The sequence below is a fragment of the Yoonia vestfoldensis SKA53 genome, assembly GCF_000152785.1.
Lineage (GTDB): Bacteria > Pseudomonadota > Alphaproteobacteria > Rhodobacterales > Rhodobacteraceae > Yoonia > Yoonia vestfoldensis_A.
Genome location: NZ_CH672414.1, coordinates 941,258 through 959,690, shown reverse-complemented (window position 1 = coordinate 959,690; position 18,433 = coordinate 941,258). Strand labels below are relative to the sequence as shown.

At 59.9% G+C, this 18,433-nt stretch carries 21 protein-coding genes; 11 read left to right on the top strand and 10 right to left on the bottom strand.

The window, feature by feature from the left end; all coding sequences use genetic code 11:
- Positions 1-83 precede the first annotated feature (83 nt).
- Genes SKA53_RS15510 through SKA53_RS04665 form a run of 3 tightly spaced genes read left to right on the top strand, consistent with a single transcriptional unit; the run spans position 84 to position 1,390 of the window.
- Complete coding sequence (locus tag SKA53_RS15510; protein ID WP_007204912.1) at positions 84-230, top strand: hypothetical protein; 147 nt, start codon at positions 84-86, stop codon at positions 228-230.
- Positions 231-233: 3 nt separating this feature from the next.
- On the top strand, positions 234-872 hold the full coding sequence (gene gmk, locus SKA53_RS04670; protein ID WP_007204911.1) for a guanylate kinase: 639 nt from the start codon (positions 234-236) through the stop codon (positions 870-872).
- Positions 869-1,390 carry a gamma carbonic anhydrase family protein gene (locus SKA53_RS04665; RefSeq protein ID WP_007204910.1) on the top strand — a complete coding sequence of 174 codons (522 nt, stop codon included), beginning with the start codon at positions 869-871 and terminating at the stop codon, positions 1,388-1,390. The genes gmk and SKA53_RS04665 overlap by 4 nt, the downstream gene beginning before the upstream one ends.
- On the opposite strand, the gene SKA53_RS04660 is transcribed toward SKA53_RS04665, so the two are convergent.
- Complete coding sequence (locus tag SKA53_RS04660; protein ID WP_007204909.1) at positions 1,387-1,758, bottom strand: hypothetical protein; 372 nt, start codon at positions 1,756-1,758, stop codon at positions 1,387-1,389. The two genes, SKA53_RS04665 and SKA53_RS04660, sit on opposite strands and share 4 nt — an antisense overlap.
- A gap of 163 nt (positions 1,759-1,921) precedes the next feature.
- Between SKA53_RS04660 and SKA53_RS04655 the strand changes: the two genes are divergently transcribed.
- Entirely contained in the window at positions 1,922-2,971 is a 1,050-nt protein-coding gene (locus SKA53_RS04655) for an ATP-binding protein (protein ID WP_007204908.1), read from the top strand.
- 74 nt (positions 2,972-3,045) lie between these two features.
- Entirely contained in the window at positions 3,046-3,753 is a 708-nt protein-coding gene (gene phoU / locus SKA53_RS04650; RefSeq protein WP_007204907.1) for a phosphate signaling complex protein PhoU, read from the top strand.
- 62 nt (positions 3,754-3,815) lie between these two features.
- On the opposite strand, the gene SKA53_RS15005 is transcribed toward phoU, so the two are convergent.
- From SKA53_RS15005 to SKA53_RS04630, 4 genes are all read right to left on the bottom strand, one after another.
- Complete coding sequence (locus tag SKA53_RS15005; RefSeq protein WP_007204906.1) at positions 3,816-5,702, bottom strand: glycosyltransferase family 2 protein; 1,887 nt, start codon at positions 5,700-5,702, stop codon at positions 3,816-3,818.
- Between the two features lie 36 nt (positions 5,703-5,738).
- The gene (locus SKA53_RS04640; protein WP_007204905.1) at positions 5,739-6,386 is read right to left on the bottom strand and encodes a class I SAM-dependent methyltransferase; all 648 of its coding nucleotides are present in this window, start codon (positions 6,384-6,386) and stop codon (positions 5,739-5,741) included.
- Between the two features lie 84 nt (positions 6,387-6,470).
- Positions 6,471-7,319, bottom strand: coding sequence for a hypothetical protein (locus tag SKA53_RS04635; protein WP_007204904.1), 849 nt, complete (start codon positions 7,317-7,319; stop codon positions 6,471-6,473).
- Positions 7,300-8,358 carry a glycosyltransferase family 2 protein gene (locus tag SKA53_RS04630; protein WP_007204903.1) on the bottom strand — a complete coding sequence of 353 codons (1,059 nt, stop codon included), beginning with the start codon at positions 8,356-8,358 and terminating at the stop codon, positions 7,300-7,302. Before SKA53_RS04630 ends, SKA53_RS04635 begins: the two co-directional genes overlap by 20 nt.
- Positions 8,359-8,539: 181 nt before the next feature.
- On the opposite strand from SKA53_RS04630, the gene aroQ reads away from it, so the two are divergent.
- Entirely contained in the window at positions 8,540-8,986 is a 447-nt protein-coding gene (aroQ, locus tag SKA53_RS04625) for a type II 3-dehydroquinate dehydratase (RefSeq protein WP_007204902.1), read from the top strand.
- Between the two features lie 93 nt (positions 8,987-9,079).
- Here the strand turns inward: aroQ and tsf are convergent, their stop codons facing one another.
- The 3 genes from tsf to SKA53_RS04610 form a co-directional block, all read right to left on the bottom strand.
- A complete protein-coding gene (tsf, locus tag SKA53_RS04620; RefSeq protein WP_007204901.1) occupies positions 9,080-9,952 on the bottom strand; it encodes a translation elongation factor Ts in 873 nt (290 codons plus the stop codon).
- Between the two features lie 70 nt (positions 9,953-10,022).
- Positions 10,023-10,808: a 30S ribosomal protein S2 gene (gene rpsB / locus SKA53_RS04615; RefSeq protein ID WP_040483128.1), complete on the bottom strand. Its 786-nt coding sequence runs from the start codon at positions 10,806-10,808 to the stop codon at positions 10,023-10,025.
- 195 nt (positions 10,809-11,003) lie between these two features.
- Positions 11,004-12,344, bottom strand: a complete 1,341-nt coding sequence (locus tag SKA53_RS04610) for a HupE/UreJ family protein (protein ID WP_110549006.1) — start codon at positions 12,342-12,344, stop codon at positions 11,004-11,006.
- Between SKA53_RS04610 and SKA53_RS04605 the strand changes: the two genes are divergently transcribed.
- The 5 genes from SKA53_RS04605 to SKA53_RS04585 all read left to right on the top strand — a co-directional run bounded on the left by SKA53_RS04605 (position 12,343) and on the right by SKA53_RS04585 (position 16,395).
- Complete coding sequence (locus SKA53_RS04605; protein WP_040483127.1) at positions 12,343-13,143, top strand: DUF4198 domain-containing protein; 801 nt, start codon at positions 12,343-12,345, stop codon at positions 13,141-13,143. The two genes, SKA53_RS04610 and SKA53_RS04605, sit on opposite strands and share 2 nt — an antisense overlap.
- Before the next feature lie 38 nt (positions 13,144-13,181).
- Positions 13,182-14,072 (top strand): PfkB family carbohydrate kinase, encoded by an 891-nt coding sequence (locus SKA53_RS04600; RefSeq protein WP_007204897.1) that lies wholly within the window; start codon positions 13,182-13,184, stop codon positions 14,070-14,072.
- Positions 14,069-14,977: a pseudouridine-5'-phosphate glycosidase gene (locus SKA53_RS04595; protein ID WP_007204896.1), complete on the top strand. Its 909-nt coding sequence runs from the start codon at positions 14,069-14,071 to the stop codon at positions 14,975-14,977. Before SKA53_RS04600 ends, SKA53_RS04595 begins: the two co-directional genes overlap by 4 nt.
- A gap of 82 nt (positions 14,978-15,059) precedes the next feature.
- Positions 15,060-15,788, top strand: a complete 729-nt coding sequence (locus SKA53_RS04590; protein WP_007204895.1) for a DUF502 domain-containing protein — start codon at positions 15,060-15,062, stop codon at positions 15,786-15,788.
- 4 nt (positions 15,789-15,792) lie between these two features.
- Positions 15,793-16,395, top strand: coding sequence for a LysE/ArgO family amino acid transporter (locus SKA53_RS04585; RefSeq protein ID WP_007204894.1), 603 nt, complete (start codon positions 15,793-15,795; stop codon positions 16,393-16,395).
- Here SKA53_RS04585 and SKA53_RS04580 read toward each other — a convergent pair.
- Positions 16,388-17,419: a patatin-like phospholipase family protein gene (locus tag SKA53_RS04580; protein WP_007204893.1), complete on the bottom strand. Its 1,032-nt coding sequence runs from the start codon at positions 17,417-17,419 to the stop codon at positions 16,388-16,390. The two genes, SKA53_RS04585 and SKA53_RS04580, sit on opposite strands and share 8 nt — an antisense overlap.
- Positions 17,416-18,189 (bottom strand): 3-hydroxybutyrate dehydrogenase, encoded by a 774-nt coding sequence (locus tag SKA53_RS04575; RefSeq protein ID WP_007204892.1) that lies wholly within the window; start codon positions 18,187-18,189, stop codon positions 17,416-17,418. The genes SKA53_RS04580 and SKA53_RS04575 overlap by 4 nt, the downstream gene beginning before the upstream one ends.
- Between the last annotated feature and the right edge of the window lie 244 nt (positions 18,190-18,433).

Here is an 18,433-nt window from a genome sequence, read left to right as displayed (position 1 = left end):
AACGGGTTAATGCACCGCGACAGCAGGCTTGCCCCAAGCCGTTGTTTTCCCGTAAGTGAACGGGGCCAACAAGAGGTGCCGCAATGATCCGTTCGATGACTATTTTTGCCAGCCAGCCGGACGATCTGGTTGCGGGCAGCTGGGTCTGCGACAGGCCCACGGGGCGCAAGCTTGTTGCTCTGGTGCACGTGATCGACCAGATGCGCCAACAGATCCAGACGATGGAGTAGACGATGCAACGGCGCGGCCTTTTGATTATACTTTCCTCGCCCTCTGGCGCTGGGAAATCCACGCTTGCAGGGCGTCTGCGCCAGTGGGACGGCAGCCTGCGGTTTTCGGTATCGGCCACCACGCGGCCCGCGCGCGCGGGCGAATTGGACGGGCGCGAATATTTTTTTGTCACCAAGGATGCGTTTCAGGCGCAGGTCGCGGCGGGTGACATGCTGGAACATGCGTTGGTGTTCGGCAATTACTATGGCTCGCCCAAGGCCCCTGTGCAGACCGCCATCGAGGACGGGCGCGATGTGTTGTTCGACATCGACTGGCAGGGCGCGCAGCAGATCAGCAATTCCAGCCTCAGCCCGCATGTGCTGTCGATCTTCATCCTGCCACCCTCGATCCCCGAATTGCACCGGCGTCTGGTGACACGCGGGCAGGATAGCCCAGAGGTGATCGAAAAGCGGATGCAGAAAAGCTGGGATGAAATCAGCCATTGGGATGGCTATGATTATGTGCTGGTGAACGACGATATCGACGCGACAGAACAGGCGCTGAAAACCATCATCAGCGCCGAACGGTTGCGCCGCAGCCAGCAACCGCAACTGGTTGACCATGTCCGCAGCCTGCAAACCCAATTTGGAGAATTGACATGAGCCTTTACGCGCTTGGCGATCTGGCACCGGTGGTCGCGGATGATGCCTGGGTCGCGCCGGGGTGTTTCGTGATCGGGCGGGTGGAACTGGCCGCGGGATCCTCTGTCTGGTTTGGTAGCACCCTGCGCGGCGATAATGAGACGATCCATATCGGCGCAGGCACCAATATTCAGGAAAACTGTGTTTTGCACACTGATATGGGCCATCCTTTGGTGATCGGCGCGGGCTGCACCGTGGGCCACAAGGCAATGCTGCATGGCTGCACCATCGGCGCCAACAGCCTGATTGGCATGGGCGCGACCGTGCTGAACGGGGCGGTGATCGGGGACAATTGCCTGATCGGGGCAGGGGCGCTGGTGACCGAAGGCAAGGTGATCCCAGATGGGTCACTGGTCATGGGCGCGCCCGGCAAGGTCGTGCGCGCGCTGGATGCGGCGGCGATTGCACGGCTGCAAGCCTCGGCGCTGCAGTACCAGAAAAACGCGGCGCGGTTCCGCCAGGATTTGCGCGCGATCTAGGGGGTCTCGCGCGGCAGCACCAGCAGGTCGAAATCAAGATCGGGTGCGGCGGCGCGGATATCCCCGCGGATGATCTCTGGATCGGGCAGGTTGTCGGCAACCACACGGTACATGCCGCGGAACTGCGTGGCATTGAGCTTTTCGGCCACATCGACGGCATCAAAACCATCCGATAACAGCGGCGACAGGATCAGGTCGGGCGCGTGGCGGCGCAGCGTGAAAGGGTTTAACTGGTCGATACCCAGATAGACACATCCCGCCGGAACCCCGCGTAACCGCCCGCTTGCCTGCCACTGGTCCAGATCACCAATCACCAGTATCGTTATGCCTTGAACGCAGGCCGCATCCGCGACTTTCATCATCATCATCACCACCACCTAGAAAACGCGTGAAAACCACCGCGCTTTCTGAACCATCTAACAACATTGTTTCAAAACTAGCATATTCCCCCGCAGCATGTAGCGCAGACTGCACCGGCAAGATTTGTTCTTGCCTGTGTGGTATCAAGATCGCACTACAGCCGTCAAACACATGAAAGGGCCTGTCTTGACCGAAACCACCCTGTCGCTGATCGCCGCCATCCCGATGCCTGTGCTGGTGATTGGCCAGGATGAGCGCATTCGTGCCACCAACCCCGCGCTCGACCTGATCCTGGGCCGTGACCTGACCGGCAAGCACCATATCACCGCGCTGCGCCAACCCGGCGTGATCGACGCGATCGCGCGGGTGCGCGGCTCTGGCAGGGCGGCCTCTGTGCGGTTCGTGTTCCGTGACCGCGACAAGGACACGCCCTATCTGGTGCATATCACTGCTGCCGGCCAAGATATCGTGCTGTGTTTCGAGGATCAGAGCGCAGCCGAGGATGTCGGCAAGATGCGGCGCGATTTCGTGGCCAATGTCAGCCATGAATTGCGCACGCCGCTGACGGCCTTGCTGGGGTTCATCGAAACGCTGGGCGGGGCGGCGCGTGATGACGCCACCGCGCGGGCGCGGTTTCTGGGGATCATGGCGCATGAGGCTGAACGGATGACGCGGCTGGTTGATGATTTGTTGTCGCTCAGCCGCGTGGAAGAAGACGAACGTGTCCGCCCGCGCGAATTGGTCGATCTGTGCGGATTGCTGGCCTCGGTGATCAAGGGGCTGGAACCACAGGCCGCCGCCGCCGATGTCACAGTCCGGCTGGACCTTGCGCGCGATGTGATGCGCGTGCCAAGCGATGCGGGGCAATTGACGCAGGTCTTTGCCAACCTGATCGAGAATGGCATCAAATATGGCGGGTCCGGCAAGGAACTGGTCGTCACGCTGCATGAGCCAACCAATCATCTGCGGCTGCGCGGGCAGGGGGTGCAGATCAGCGTTACCGACAAGGGCGACGGGATCGCTTCGCATCATATCGCGCGGCTGACCGAACGGTTCTACCGTGTTGATACGCATCGGTCGCGCGAGGTTGGCGGCACCGGGCTGGGCCTTGCCATTGTCAAGCATATCGTCAACCGCCACCGTGGCCATCTGCTGATCGAAAGCGAGCTGGGACAGGGCACGCGGGTGTCGATCTTTTTGCCGGTGGAGTCTTTGTCATAAAACATTTACACAATTGACACAAAAGCGATCAATCCGCCGTGTTAACCACGAAGCCTTGTCGACAGGAGCCTGAAATGAACGACCATATCTCGTCCGCCTATGACCGAGATCTTGAAGTGATCACAACGCTGATCGTCAAGATGGGCGGGCTGGTCGAGGATGCGATCACGAATGCGGCGCGGTCGCTGGGCGACCGCGATGTCGAACTGGCCGAAGTCGTGCGCAAGGCTGACAAGGTGATCGACGCGCTGGAAGAACAGATCAACGAAGAGGCCGCGCGCACCATCGCGCTGCGCGCGCCTGTGTCCAAGGATCTGCGCGCCATCCTAACCGTGCTGCGGCTGGCTGCATCGCTGGAACGGATCGGGGATTACGCCAAGAATATCGCCAAACGCACCAGCGTGCTGGTTGAAATGGCGCCGGTCAGCGGGTCTGACGCCGCTTTGCGCCGCATGGCCCGCGAGGTTGAAAGTATGTTGAAAGACACGCTTGATGCCTATGTCCGCGGCGATGCGCAACTGGCCGAGGAAGTCCGCCAGCGCGATCAGGAAGTGGACCAGATGTACAACGCGCTGTTCCGCGAATTCCTGACCTTCATGATGGAAGACCCGCGCAACATCACGGCCTGCATGCATTTGCATTTCATGGCCAAGAATATCGAACGGATGGGCGATCTGACCACCAATATGGCCGAGCAGGTGATCTATCTGGTCACCGGCGTCATGCCCGAAGAAGCGCGGCCCAAGGGTGACCGCACATCCTATGTGTCAGACGCGCGATAGGGCCGCGGATTGCGCGGCCTGTTTGGATGATCTTTAAGGCGCATAATCAGTATTATGTTAAATCAGTAATCACGCTTGCGCAGTACCGGCAGCAATTCCACCGCCACATGATGGCCGTGCGCCGCCAAAAAACGCCGCCGTCCGGGTGATGCTGCGACGAATTTGTGAATAGCACCAATCATTTCGCGGCCTTTCTTGGTGCGTACACGGTAGCCGTTGAACAACAACCGGCCGTTCTTGCGCAACTTATGCGCGGCGCGTTCCATCAAGCGTAAGGCGCGGTCTGCAGGTTTTGTGCCGGCGATCATCACGACATCAAGCGATCGGTCCTCGATCAGTTTCAAGGCCGAAGCCGGTGTCGACCGCACGAAACGCAAGCGACCGGATTTGATCGCATCGGCATAGATCACGATTGTCTGGAAAAATGCATGATCAAGCGCAAGCCGGTCGGCATCTGGTACGACACTGCCGGGTGCCAGATGCGAGTCGCGCAGGCCCCAAGGGTCGATGACGATCAACGATTCAACCTCATTGCGGGTCAGGATATCGTCGATCAATGCCCGATCCCTGCCCCCGATCAAAAGCCAGCTTTTGCATTTGAGCGCGCTTGCCTGCGCCAGAAACCGCGCGGTGACCGGCTGGTGCGGTGCTTTGGCGTGGTGGGCAGAAACGGCGGCGGTGATGCCCTGCGTCAGGGCCTCTGGCAAGGCGGGTAGCGCGCCGGCGGTCATGCGCGGCATTGGTCCGCTAGTGCCAATCCGGTTGAATATTTCGGGGTCTGTTGATGTTTCCAGCGCATCCATACCCGCGAACCACGGCCATTTGCGCACAACACGCCGCGTGCGCATTTCCTTGTACCGCGTGATCTGGAAATCCGACAAAAGCGTGGTCACATCAAATGTCTGCGTATCATAGGCTTTGTTCAGGTCGGTCAGCACGTTGTCTTTTAACAGATGCGGGCGATCGCCCATAAAATCGCTGTATTTTTCAACAAAAGCGGTGAATTGCGGCGTTGATCGCAGGCTGGCGATACGATTTTGGTGATAATTGACAGATTGTTGGTGCAACTTGTGCAGCAAAGCATCTGATTTCAACCGGTCCATGCCCGCCGAAATAGCGGCGCTTCGCTGTGCAAGGCTTTGATTTTCAACCGTATTCCAGCAGTGCAAGCGCCAGTATGTTTCGCCGCTTTCTTCCATTTTGCCGTGAAAGGACGTGGTGTTCACGTCACCGCGCAGCCGTTTCATCATATAGGATTCCAAGCTGCGCACAGCGTAATGGTTCATCCGCGCCAGCCGGTCACCATAGCCGTGGCCGGTGCCCAGAAAGGCCCAGCCCTGATGTTCGAAACCTGTCAGCCGGTCACCATTCCCATCGACCCAATAGGCATGTTTCACGCGTCTTGGCAGGATGCCTTTGGGCCGATGGGTTGAAATCAGGCGATACTGGCCGTTGTTGCAAAACAATGTCTTGATTGCACGCGATTGCATCGGATGGATCTGTTGTGGTGCAGCACAACGGGTGAATTGTGTGGTGATCAGGCGGTCGTGGAATGTGACGATATTGTTGTGGCCGAACAATTGCCAGATAAAGGTAAAGGCTGTCGCCTTAGGTGCGGCGGCAAACAAGGCATCCAGCGTCCCGTCGCCGACCTTGATGTCGAGAAATTCATCGGCATCGCAGACAAGCACCCATTCGGCTTCGGCGTATTTGGGATGGGCCATCGCATTGTCGTAGGCGGCGCGCTGTGGCCCGCCCTCCCATGGCCCCTGGTTGGCGATATGCGTCACGATCCCCATATCCTGCAGGCGTTGCAGGATCAGATCGGTGCCATCGGAACAATCATTGCTGTTGATGATGAAATGGTCGAACCCCAGCGCAAGGTAATGCGCGATCCATTCAAGGATGAACGGGCCTTCGTCCTTCATGGTGGACACGATCAGACGCATGCGGCACCCGTCATGGATGGTTTCATGATGGCAAGATCACGCTGTCTGGTCGGACGGATCAAGAACTTCGATCGCGATCTGTGCGCCGACAACCGCGCGGATGCGCAGATCGCGTGGATGCGCGCCCAGAAATTCGTTGATTGCACGGATCACGCCGTCGCCCCACCAGCCGCGCCGATGATAGTCGTCAAAGGCCATGATGCCGCCGCGCTTCATCTTGGGGAACAAAGACGCCAGATCGGCGCTGACGCCTTCATAGGAATGATCGCCATCGACATAGGCAAAGGAAATTGACTGATCGGTGAATTGCGCCAGCGCTGGCACCGAAAAATCACGTATCAGCGCCACCTGCCCCGCCGCGATTTCGGTCTCGAATTTCTTGACCACGCCGTCAAAGATCCGGTCCATCTTGGTCTTGCCGGTGCGGCCGACGAAAGCCTCGGCATGGCTGTCATCCTCGATATGCGCCCAAGGGTCGATCAGTACCAGTTTTTCGGGGGCGATCAATTCGATGATCGTGGGGGAAAATTCGCCCTGCCAGACGCCGATTTCAACGGCAATCCCACCTTTGGGCAGCTTTTCGAGGAATTTGCGCCTGACGGAATCCTTGGACATCCGGCGCGCCTTTTTGGGCTGTTCTTCGGTGGAGATGCCGGGCAAAACGCCGATCACTTTACTGGTCATAACAACTTATCCTGCGAAACTGGTGCAACACTACACAGGGTTGGTAGCATCTTTTCGGGGTCAGAGGGAAGCAGCCTTGCGCGATCATGCCGATGTCGGGATGCGTGATGGCAATTGGATCGGGGCTGCCTTGGGGTCGATGCCTAGGTGGCGCAGGGTGCGGTCCATCAAGCTATAGCGCGCGATGCCGCGCCCGTGCACCCACCAGCGAATCCGCCGCCCCCATAGATGAACGCCCAGCGTGTCATCCTTGATATAGGCCGCGCGAAATTCACGCACATGGATATCGCTGATCTGTCCGGCCTGTCGGAACGGCAGCGGATAAAACACCGATGGCGGCGTCGCATGGCTGATTTCGCCGCTTTGTTCCATGAAAGTCGTGAAAACCCCTGGCCCATAGACACTATGCGCCTGTTCGGACGCATGTTTGATCTGCCCCGCAGCCTTGAGAGCGAGCATTCTGTCGTGGTCTTCGGGGGGCAGGTTCGGCGGGATCGGGTATTCGTCCTGCACATAATCCAGATAGGCATTCAGCCCCGGACTGTCCTGCGGCAAGCCGATGATCGCATTGCAAAGTTCGCGCCGCCGGAAATAGCCGAACACATGATCGGTAGGCAGATCAAAGGGCCTGAGGCACAAGACATCGGAATCAGCCAAGATCAGATTGGTCTGACGCAGCATGTGCAGCCGGAAAATATCCGATTGCACCACGGGTGTGCCGAATTGTTTGTTATAGATGATCATGGCGGGATCATGGATTTCGCGCGCGTCGATCACCTCGATATCCTGGGGGACATGCGCAATCTCGCCGTAATGGAACAGCGTGACCTTGTGGCCTTGGGCCACAAAGGACAACAGGCACATCTGTTCAAGAAAACTGAGCGGGCCACCGATCCACAACGTGCCGATACCTTTAAGCGCAGGGCGTATCATCGATATGATCCTGTTGTTCAGAAACGCTGTCGCGCGATTCGCGGATGTCACGATCCTTTTTGACCACAGACACCGGATCGGACGCCGAAATCTTGGCGTAGAGATCGGCATAGGCGTCGTCCTGCAGCAGTTCGGCCAGTTTCGCCTTGTGCCAGCGAAACCCCTTGCGATGCATCCGCGCCAGCACGGGATCGGCCTTGAACATATCCAGCAGGGCCTGCGTCAGTGCTGCATAGCGGTGGATCGTTGTATCCTCGCAGCCGCCACGGTTCCAGCGGTCCCAATACCCGGTATCGAGCACATGGCTTTGGTGATTGGCCCGCCCACGATAGCGTTTGAGCAGATAGGCCTGTGCAGAGCGCACGGCATAATGGTTGATCTGCGCGAATTCTTCGCCAAAGGGGGGCTGGGCGTGGTTACCTGCCTGCAGGCGCGAGGCTTGCAGCCCGCCGGGCAGCGCCCATGTCAGATCTGTGCCATGTTCGGCGCGCACATGCGGATTATGCAGGCCGATCCGGTGATACACATCCTTGTTGCGAAACAAAGATTTCACGAAACGCCGTCCCGCCCCGCCATCGGCATAGGCAGGCTCGGCATCGGTGAATTGCACAGTTACGGGGCTGTCGCGCAGAATGACACGCTTGTTGTACGAAAAGATCCGCCATGGCACTGAAATCACATCGACACCGTCGCCGCCGCTGGCCGCGATCAGCGCATCAACCGAATGGTCGCCGCAATGGATATTGAGGAATTCATCGGCATCGGTGACATAGAGCCATTCCGCCTTGCGCACCACATCCAGCCGCTGCGCACGCCGGATCGCCGTGCGATGCACCCCGCCCGGCCCTTTTTTGTTGGGCTGGAACGTCACATATCCCAGTGCGTCCAGCCGCGTCAGAATGGCATTGGTGGTATCTGTGCAATCATTGGTCAGCACCACGATATGGTCAAAGCCGATGACCAGATGATGCGCGACCCATTCAAGAATATAGGGCGCCTCGTTCTTCATCGTGGTGATGATGACTTTCGCATGCGTCACAATCGGGGGTCTTTCCTGTCAGCAAGTGGTCGCCCATCGCGGTCTAAACCATCACGCGGCAGCGATCCAGTACCCGTATGGCGCGAATGCTTAAGATTGGTTAACGGCTTTAGATTGGGTGGTCGTGCCGGGGGCTGCATTTCTCTTTTGACCCGTCGCGCAATGATGCTACAGACCTGTCATGCAACATGCGATCCTGATCCTGAATGGCCCTAACCTGAACCTGCTCGGCACCCGCCAGCCAGAGGTTTACGGCCCCACGACCCTGCAAGACATCGAAGCGATCTGCGCCGCCAAGGCCATATCGCTGGGCGTGACGGTTGAATTCGTCCAGTCCAACCACGAAGGCGTGCTGATCGACCGGCTGCATGCCGCGCGCGGGGTGTTTGACGGGATCATCCTGAATGCTGGCGCCTATACGCATACGTCAATCGCGCTGATGGATGCGGTCTCGTCGATCATGCTGCCGGTGGTCGAATTGCACCTGTCGAATATTCATGCCCGCGAGGCGTTTCGCCATCAATCCTATATCGCGCCGGTCGCCATCGGGCAGATCTGCGGCTTTGGCGCTGCGGGCTATCCTTTGGCGATGGAGGCTTTGACCGGCTATCTTGGGACGCATGGGTAATGTCCGATTAATAGGACCACGCAGCGCGTGACCCCTGCCCCAAACGCAAAAGGCCCGCATCGCTGCGGGCCTTTGTCGTTTATAACCAGCGGCTTAGCTGTTCAGCTTGGCCACTTCGGCGGCGAAATCTTCTTTTTCGACTTCGATGCCATCGCCAACTTCAAGACGCACGTAACCGGTGATCGTGACACCAGCCTCGGTGGCGGCAGCAGCGACGGTCAGGTCGGGGTTCACCACGAATTGCTGGCTCAGCAAGGTGACTTCGGCCATGTATTTCTGCATACGGCCAACGATCATCTTTTCGATCACCGCATCGGGCTTGCCGGATTCGCGGGCGATGTCGATCTGGACCTGCTTTTCTTTCTCGACCATCGCGGGGTCAAGATCAGCCTCGGACAGCGCAGACGGATTGGCCGCGGCGATATGCATTGCGACCTGACGGCCAAACGCTTCGTTGTCGCCGGTCATTGCGACCAGAACGCCGATATTGCCCATGCCGGGGGCGGCCGCATTGTGGACATAGGTCACAACCTGACCACCAGTCAGCACCGCCATACGGCGCACGGACATGTTTTCGCCAATCACGGCGACGGTGTCTGTGACAGTCTGTTCGACTGTTTTGCCACCCATGTCAGCCGCTTTCAGCGCGTCCACGTCATCCACGGTCAAGGCGACATCGGCGATGCCCTGGACCATTTTCTGGAAATCGCTGTTTTTGGCGACGAAATCTGTTTCAGAGTTCACTTCGACGGCGATGCCCTTGCCACCTTCGACAGCGACGGCCACCAGACCTTCGGCAGCGGTACGGCCAGCCTTTTTGGCAGCTTTGGCCAGGCCCTTGGTGCGCAGCCAGTCAACGGCGGCTTCCATGTTGCCATCGGTTTCGGTCAGCGCCTTCTTGGCGTCCATCATGCCTGCGCCTGTGCTGTCGCGCAGCTCTTTCACCATTGCAGCGGTGATTGCCATGTTACTTCTCCTTGAAAGGGAATGTGTCGGGCGGGGCATAACGCCCCTGCCCTAAAGTTTTGTGACGCGATCAGGCGTTGGCGGCTTCGGCGGCGTCTGCCGCTTCTTGTGCCAGCGTTTCCTCGGCGTAGTTTTCCATCGCACCCATATCGACACCGGCCGCACCCAATTGGGCGGTCATGCCGTCCAGCGCCGCACGGGCCGCCAGATCGGTGTAAAGCGCGATGGCACGCGCCGCGTCGTCATTGCCTGGGATGACATAATCAATGCCAGCGGGCGAACAATTGGTGTCCACAACGGCCACAACGGGGATGCCCAGCTTGTTGGCTTCGGCGATGGCCAGCGCTTCTTTGTTGACGTCGATGACGAACAACAGGTCAGGTACGCCGCCCATTTCGCGGATACCGCCCAAGGACGCCTGCAATTTGCCCTGCTCGCGTTCCATGCCAAGACGCTCTTTCTTGGTCAGGCCGGCGAAACCGTTGGCCGAGGCTTCGTCAATCGCCTTGAGGCGGCTGATCGACTGCGACACGGTCTGCCAGTTGGTCAGCGTGCCGCCCAGCCAGCGGTGGTTCATAAAGAATTGCGCGGATTTTTCCGCCGCTTCCATGACAGGTGTCTGCGCCTGACGCTTGGTGCCGACGAACAGCACGCGGCCGCCCTTGGCGACAGTGTCACGGATGACCTGCAGCGCGCGGTCCAGCATGGGAACGGTCTGTGTCAGGTCCATGATATGGATGCCGTTGCGCGACCCGTAGATGTATTGACCCATCTTGGGGTTCCAGCGCGCGGTCTGGTGGCCAAAGTGAACGCCAGCTTCGAGCAGCTGACGCATGGAGAACTCTGGAAGAGCCATGGTCGTTTCCTTTTCCGGTTTCAGCCTCAGCAGGGGATCAGGCATTTGCCCAACCGGTGGATGGCTTGGGATTTCTCCCCAAGACACCCGCCCCCGCTTGCGGGATTAAGTGCCGCGGCTATAGCGGCACCCCCTGCCCTGTGCAAGAGCCTGCAACCCTTGGCGCCCGCGTTTTTGGCCGCAGGCAGGTATTTTTCACAAAAACACCCGTTCCACGACCCAAAAAGCCCCCACCGCCGCAATCGCCGCCGAGGCGGGGATCGTCACGATCCGCCGGTAGGCATCAATCTGGTCGCGCAGCGCAATCGACAGCCCCGACAGCGCAAAGATCGCGGCCAAGGGTGCGGCAAAGACCCAGACAGGGTTTTCCATCAATTCCACCAGCATCGGCGGGTTCAGCGCGATCAGCGCCAAGGCGGCCGCAAACAGCACGCCATAAAGCGCAAAACCCTGTGCGACCTCATTGGCGCCACGGTCGATGCGGATGGCCTGCCAGACACATAGGAACATGACCGCGATCACCGCAAGCTGGCCGACCTCGACGCCCACGTTGAACCCGATCAGGGCGGCGACGAAAGTCTCCTGCGGCAGGCCGAATTCACCCAGCACCGAGGCAAAGCCCAACCCGTGCAGCAACCCGAAGCCAAAGATCACATAGGGCCGCCAGCGGCTGACCTGCCGTGTATAGATATTCTCGACCGCGACAAAGACGATTGATGCCGCGATCAGCGGCTCGACGATTTCGCCCGGGATGCTGACATAGCCAAGTGCCGCCAAAGCCAGCGTGATCGTATGCGCCAGCGTGAACAGCGATATTTGCAACACCAGCGGGCCAACCTGTGCTGCCAGAAAGAACAGCCCCAGCACGAACAGGATATGATCCAGCCCCTTGGGCAGGATATGGTCGAAACCCACGGGAATATAATTGGCGAATGTTTGCCAACCGGTCGCCCGGTCACCGCCGGTCAGCGCGACAGGGCCGGATGTTGCCCCGTTGTCGAGATAGCCGTCAAAAGGTTCAGGCACATCCATCTGGCGCAGCACGATGGCCCCCAGCGCCCCCGTCCAGCCAAACTCGATTGATGTCGCCCCCGCTGGCAGCGCGGCGCTAAAGCGGATGTCGGATGTGCGCAAAAGTTCGGGGTTGCCGATGGGCGGTACCGTGACGCTGTCCAGTTCCGGCACCAGCACCACATCACCCGCGCGCAATGTGATCGCTGCGGCCATCTGCGGCCAGAACGCGCCAAATTGCGCGGCCAGCGCGTCAGGGTCCAGCGCGCGCAGGCTGTCATAGCTCGCAGCTTCGGCCGACAGGTCGGTATCGGTGGTTTCCGACAGGTCCACACCGGCCACGAAACTTTCCAGATTGGCGCGCAGATCGAACACGATCCGGTCGCCATCCACCCGCATATCGGCGATGGTCGGGATCACCTCATGCGCGCTGGCGGCACTCATGCTCAGCAACGTGACCAGCAGCGCGCTTGACAATGCGCGCAGGCGCGACACCCTAGAGGAAACGAATAAGGAACCAATCATGCGCGCACTTTCTGTCATTTTCTGTCTATTGGCGGTGCCTGCGACCGCCCATGAATTCTGGATAGCACCGCTGGACTATCAGGTGTCGCCGGACAGTAAGTTGCAGGCCAACCTTGTCAATGGCGAAGGCTTTGCTGGCGTGACCATCCCTTTCCTGCCGCGTGGCATCTTGAATGCGCTGCAGTTTTCGGGCGACCAGACAGCGGCAATCACCGGCAGGCCGGGTGATACGCCCGCTCTGCAAATGGACCCGATCGGCGATGGTCTGGCAATATTGGGCTATCAATCGGCCCCCGCCAGCATTGAATATGCCAATTGGGAAAAGTTTCAGGCATTTGTCGATCACAAGGATCTTGGTAATCTGCGTGCAATGCATGATGCGCGCGGCCTGCCAGATGCGGGATTTACCGAAACCTACATGCGGTTTTCCAAATCCTTGGTCAGCGTAGGGTCTGGCGCGGGTGCGGACCGGCGCGTCGGGCTGGAAACCGAGCTTGTTGCCCTGACCAACCCCTATACCGCCAATCTGGCCGATGGCATTGCTGTCCAGCTATTTTATCGCAACGACCCGCGCGCCGATGCCCAGATCGAGGTTTTTGCCAGATCCCCCGAAGGCGAGGTCACGACCAGCTATATCCGCACCGATGCGGACGGCATCGCCCGTGTCGCGGTGCTGCCCGCGCATGAATATATGCTGGATGCCGTGCTGATCCGCGAACCAAGCGCTGTATTGCAAGACGCGACAGGGGCCGTTTGGCAAACGCTTTGGGCCAATCTGACCTTTGCGGTGCCGCAGTAACGCTTGCCCTTTGCACGCTGTCGCGGCACAAGCCGCGCATGATGCAGCAACCTGATATTCTTTGTATCGGATCGGTCCTGTGGGACGTGATCGGGCGCGCGCCCAACCCGATGCGGCTGGGGTCGGACGTGCCGGGGCGGATCACCCGCCTGCCGGGCGGTGTGGCGATGAATATCGCCATGACCCTGCGCCGGTTCGCCATGGTGCCTGCATTGCTGAGCAATGTGGGCCGCGATACCGAAGGCGACGACCTGATCGGTGCCGCACAGCGCATGGGGCTGATCTGCGACCATGTCTACCGCTCTGATGACCTGCCCACCGATATCTATATGGCCATCGAAGGCGCGAACGGGCTGATCGCCGCCATCGCCGATGCCCATTCGCTCGAGGCGGCTGGCGACAAGATCTTGCGCCCGCTTGCCAATGGCGCGCTGGGGTCGGTGACGGCACCCTGGGCGGGGCCTGTGGCGCTGGATGGCAACCTGACGGTTGATCTGCTGCGCGACATCGCCACCTCGCCGCTGTTTCGCAACGCCGATCTGCGGGTCGCGCCTGCATCTCCGGGCAAGGCGGAACGGCTGCTGGCGCTGCTGGGCCACCCTTCGGCCACATTATACGTCAATCTCGAAGAGGCGGGGTTGTTGTGCCAGACCACATTCGCATCCTCGGCTGATGCAGCGGCAGGGCTGATCGCGCGTGGCGCGCGGCGGGTGCTGGTCACCGATGGCGGCCAATCCGCGTCAGAGGCGACAGGCAACGACATCATCACCCGCGTGCCCCCTGCCGTCATGGTCACGCGCGTGACCGGCGCGGGCGACACATTCATGGCCGCGCATATCGCGTCAGAGGCACAGGGCATGGCGCGCGACGCAGCCCTTGACCGCGCCTGCCAGGCCGCCGCTACTTATGTTTCAGGAGAGATTGCATGACCTTCCCCATGACCTATTGCGCCGAAGTGGCCGCAGCATTGGCCGATGGCCGTGCCATCGTTGCCCTTGAAAGCACGATTATCACCCATGGCATGCCGTTTCCGCAAAACGTGCAAACAGCGCGGCTGGTCGAACAGGATGTGCGCGACGCAGGCGCCGTGCCTGCGACGATCGCGGTGATGGAGGGGCGGCTCCATATCGGGCTGGAGGCTTCGGAGCTCGACGCGCTCGGTCAGGCGCAGCATGTCGCCAAACTGTCGCGCGCTGATCTGGCGGCCTGTATCGCCACAGGCGGCACGGGGGCGACGACAGTGGCGGCCACGATGATCGCGGCGCATCTGGCAGGTATCCAGGTGTTCGCCACGGGCGGTATCGGCGGCGTGCATCGCGGGGCGGAAACCAGTTTCGACATTTCCGCCGATCTGCAGGAACTGGCGCTGACGCCGGTGACGGTGGTGGCCGCAGGGGCCAAGGCGATCCTTGATCTGCCCAAGACATTCGAAGTGCTGGAAACTTTGGGCGTGCCGGTGATTGTCTATGGCCAAGACAGCATCCCCGCTTTCTGGTCGGCCACATCCGATATGGCCGCACCATTGCGGATGGATGATGCCGCCCAGATTGCTGCCAGCCACAAGATGCGCGCCGCGATGGGGCTTGCCGGCGGGCAATTGGTGACCAACCCGATCCCTGCGGGCGATGAAATCCCCGCTGCCACATTGGCCCCGATCATCGCGCAGGCATTGGCGCAGGCGGATGCGCAAAAGATCAGCGCCAAGGCAGTGACACCTTTCCTGCTGGACCAGATTTTTGCGCTGACCGATGGCCGGTCGCTGTCCGCCAATATCGCGCTGGTGCGCAATAATGCGCGACTGGCCGCCGAAATCGCACTGGCGCTGCTGAAATAAAACGTGGCAGGCCAGTGCGGTGGCTTGCCGCTTGGCGCTGCTGTCCTTAGGTATGTCGCCATAACTTGCGCCGGATAATGCCATGGCCGATCCTTTGAACCTCGACCCCAAACGCCGCGCCTCGCGCGGGGTGATCGCGCGGTTGCGTGGGAACTTTTTGGCGGGGCTGATCATCATCGCTCCAATCGGGCTGACGCTCTGGCTGATCTGGACGGTTGTCGGCTGGGTTGACAGTTGGGTCTGGCCGTTTGTGCCAAACTATTATCACCCCGAACCGATGATCAACCGCCTGCTGGGGCGCGGGGTAGAGAACCAAATTATGGTGAATGTGCGCGGCGTCGGTGTCGTGATCTTCCTGATTTTCACCATCATCGTAGGCTGGCTGGGCAAGGGGCTGATCGGGCGGTCATTCATCGGGATCGGCGAACGGTTCGTGGACCGGATGCCCGTGGTGCGGTCGATCTACAATGCCGCCAAACAAATCGCCGAAACCGTGTTTTCCCAGCGCGAGACGTCTTTCGACAAGGCCTGTCTGGTCGAATACCCGCGCAAGGGGATCTGGGCCATCGCCTTTATCTCGACCGATGCAAAGGGTGAAATCAACGCCAAGCTGGTGCATGGCGAGGTGATCGTCACCGTCTTCCTGCCGACAACGCCGAACCCGACATCGGGATTTTTGTTGTTCCTGCCACGGCGCGACATCATCGAACTGGAGATGAGCGTCGAAGATGCAGCCAAGCTGGTGATTTCGGCAGGGCTTGTCTATCCCAACAACAAAGCCGTGGCCGATTTGCCCGACGCTGCGGAATGACAGCGTGCTAGCTGCGGGCGTCACCGGCTTTGCGACCGGTTTCGCGCTGATCCTTGCGATCGGGGCGCAAAATGCCTTTGTGCTGCGGCAGGGTCTGGCGCGGCAGCATGTGTTCTGGCTGTGCCTGCTATGCGCCACGTCGGATGCTGTGCTGATCACGGCGGGCGTGATGGGCTTTGGCTATCTGGTCACGCTTTATCCGGCGTTTCCGCAGATCATGGCCTGGGGTGGTGCGGCCTTTCTTGCCGTTTACGGCGCGTTGCGGTTGCTTGCGGCCTATCAGGGCGATTACGCGATGCAGGTTGCAGGTGTATCGGCCAGCCTGTGGCGGGTTTTGGCGACGGGGGCGGCCTTCACATGGCTGAACCCGCATGTCTATCTGGACACGCTGGGGCTGGTGGGCGCGGTATCGACACAATTCACCGAGACCGCGTTGAAGGCTGCTTTTGGCGCAGGCGCTGTGCTGGCGTCCTATACGTTCTTTTTCACTCTGGGCTATGGCGCGCGGCTGTTGGCCCCTGTCATGCAATCGGCCCGGGCCTGGCGGCGGCTTGATCTGCTGATCGGGCTGGTCATGTGGGCGCTGGCGGTCAAGCTGGTCAGTTGAACATCATGTCCACATCGACGGTGCTTTTGACGTTCAGATCGGATTTGTGGTTTTTCAAGAACGCATCCGCCGCCGCCTGCCCCGCCTCTTTCAGCCGCGCAAGGATGACAGGCTGCGGGATCGTCTTGGTTGCCACGTTCAATTCATTCATCAGCGCGTCATCGGCGATCATATGCACGATCACATCCTTCATCGTGCCATGCGTCATCGACCCATCGGCCAACAGGCGTTTGACAAAGGCAATGGCGCGCAATTCACGCAACAGCGACGAATTGAAACTGATCTCGTTGATCCGGTTCTGGATCGCCTGCACATCTGTCGGCAGTTCCGCACGGTAAAGCGGGTTGATATTGACCACCAGAATATCGTCTGGCAAGTCCTTGGCAAACAATGGAAATAGCGCAGGATTCCCGCTATAGCCGCCATCCCAGAACGCCTCTGACTTGCCGGTGCGCGGATCAGTAAATTCCACCGCCTGAAACAGCGTCGGCAAACAGGCCGAGGCCATGATGACATCGCTTGAAATTTCGTCGCCGCTGAAAACGCGGATCTTGCCGCTGCGCACATTGGTCGTGCAGATATGCAGCGCAGGACCAACCTGGCCGCAGACCGCATCATAGCGGAATTGTTTGACGATCTTTTCCAGCGGATTGCGCATCAAAGGGCCGGTGACATAGGGCGACATCATCCGCGATGTCATATCGAGCGCGGCATAGGCGGGCGAATATTTCATCGCCTGCGCCACCACATGCGCGGCGGGGGCCATGGACGATACCCAATCTGTCAACCGCGCGTCGGTGACCGCCCCCACCTGCCCCCAAAGCCAGTCAAGGTTTTCACGCGCGCCCCCGCGTCCATCGCGCACCCAGCCCGATTTCAGCGCCGCCGCATTCAGCGCCCCCGCCGATGTGGCGGAAATCGCGGCAATCTCGATGCCGTCGTCCTGCAACAGCCGGTCCAGCACACCCCAGGTAAAGGCGCCATGCGCGCCGCCGCCTTGCAGGGCAAGGTTGATCCGCTTCATTGCGCGGTCCAGCCTCCATCGACGCTGATCGCTGTGCCGGTGATCTGGGCTGCGGTGTCCGAACACAGAAATACCGCCGTGCCGCCCAATTCCTCGACCGTGGCGAATTGCTTGGACGGTTGGCGTGCGAGCATGACCTTCTCGATCACCTCGTCGCGCGACATGCCGTATTCTTTCATCGTGGCGGGGATCTGCGCCTCGACCAGCGGTGTCAGGACATAGCCGGGACAGATTGCATTACAGGTGATCGGATCGCGCGCAGTTTCCAGCCCCACGGTCTTGGTCAGGCCGATGATGCCGTGCTTGGCCGCAACATAGGCGGATTTATAGGGCGAGGCCGTCAACCCATGCGCCGAGGCCACGTTGATGATCCGGCCCCAGCCACGGTCGCGCATGCCGGTCACCGCCGCAGCGGTGGTATGAAAGGCCGATGACAGGTTGATCGCGATGATCGCATCCCATTTGGCTGGGTCGAAATCCTGGATCGGGGCGACATGCTGGATGCCGGCATTGTTGACCAGAATATCGCAGCCGCCCGCATCCGCGATCAGACGGCGACACTCTGCACCCTTGGACATATCGGCCTGGATATACCGCGCCGTGACCCCGGTGCTGGATGCGATATCAGCGGCGCAGGCATGGTCATCTTCGGTGTCGGTGAACGAATTCAGCACCACATCGACCCCCGCCTGTGCCAAGGCGCGCGCGATACCCAGCCCGATCCCCGATGTGGACCCGGTGATGATGGCGGTTTTTCCTTGCAGGTTCATGGCGTGGTCTCCGGATGTTGCGATTGCGACTCACTGTACATGCTGCATCTGCAAAGGTCACCTGCGGTCCGGCAAAGCCCATAAAAAAACGCCCGCACAAGGCGGGCGCTAAGTTATTGAGGCAGGTTTCATACAGGCAAGAAACCTATCGAGCAGTGCCCTCTATATAAGCAATTCCCCGCGTGGCTCCAAGCTAAAAGTTTGAAAATGCCTAGAACCGTCATTACGGTGCCACCAAGCAAGG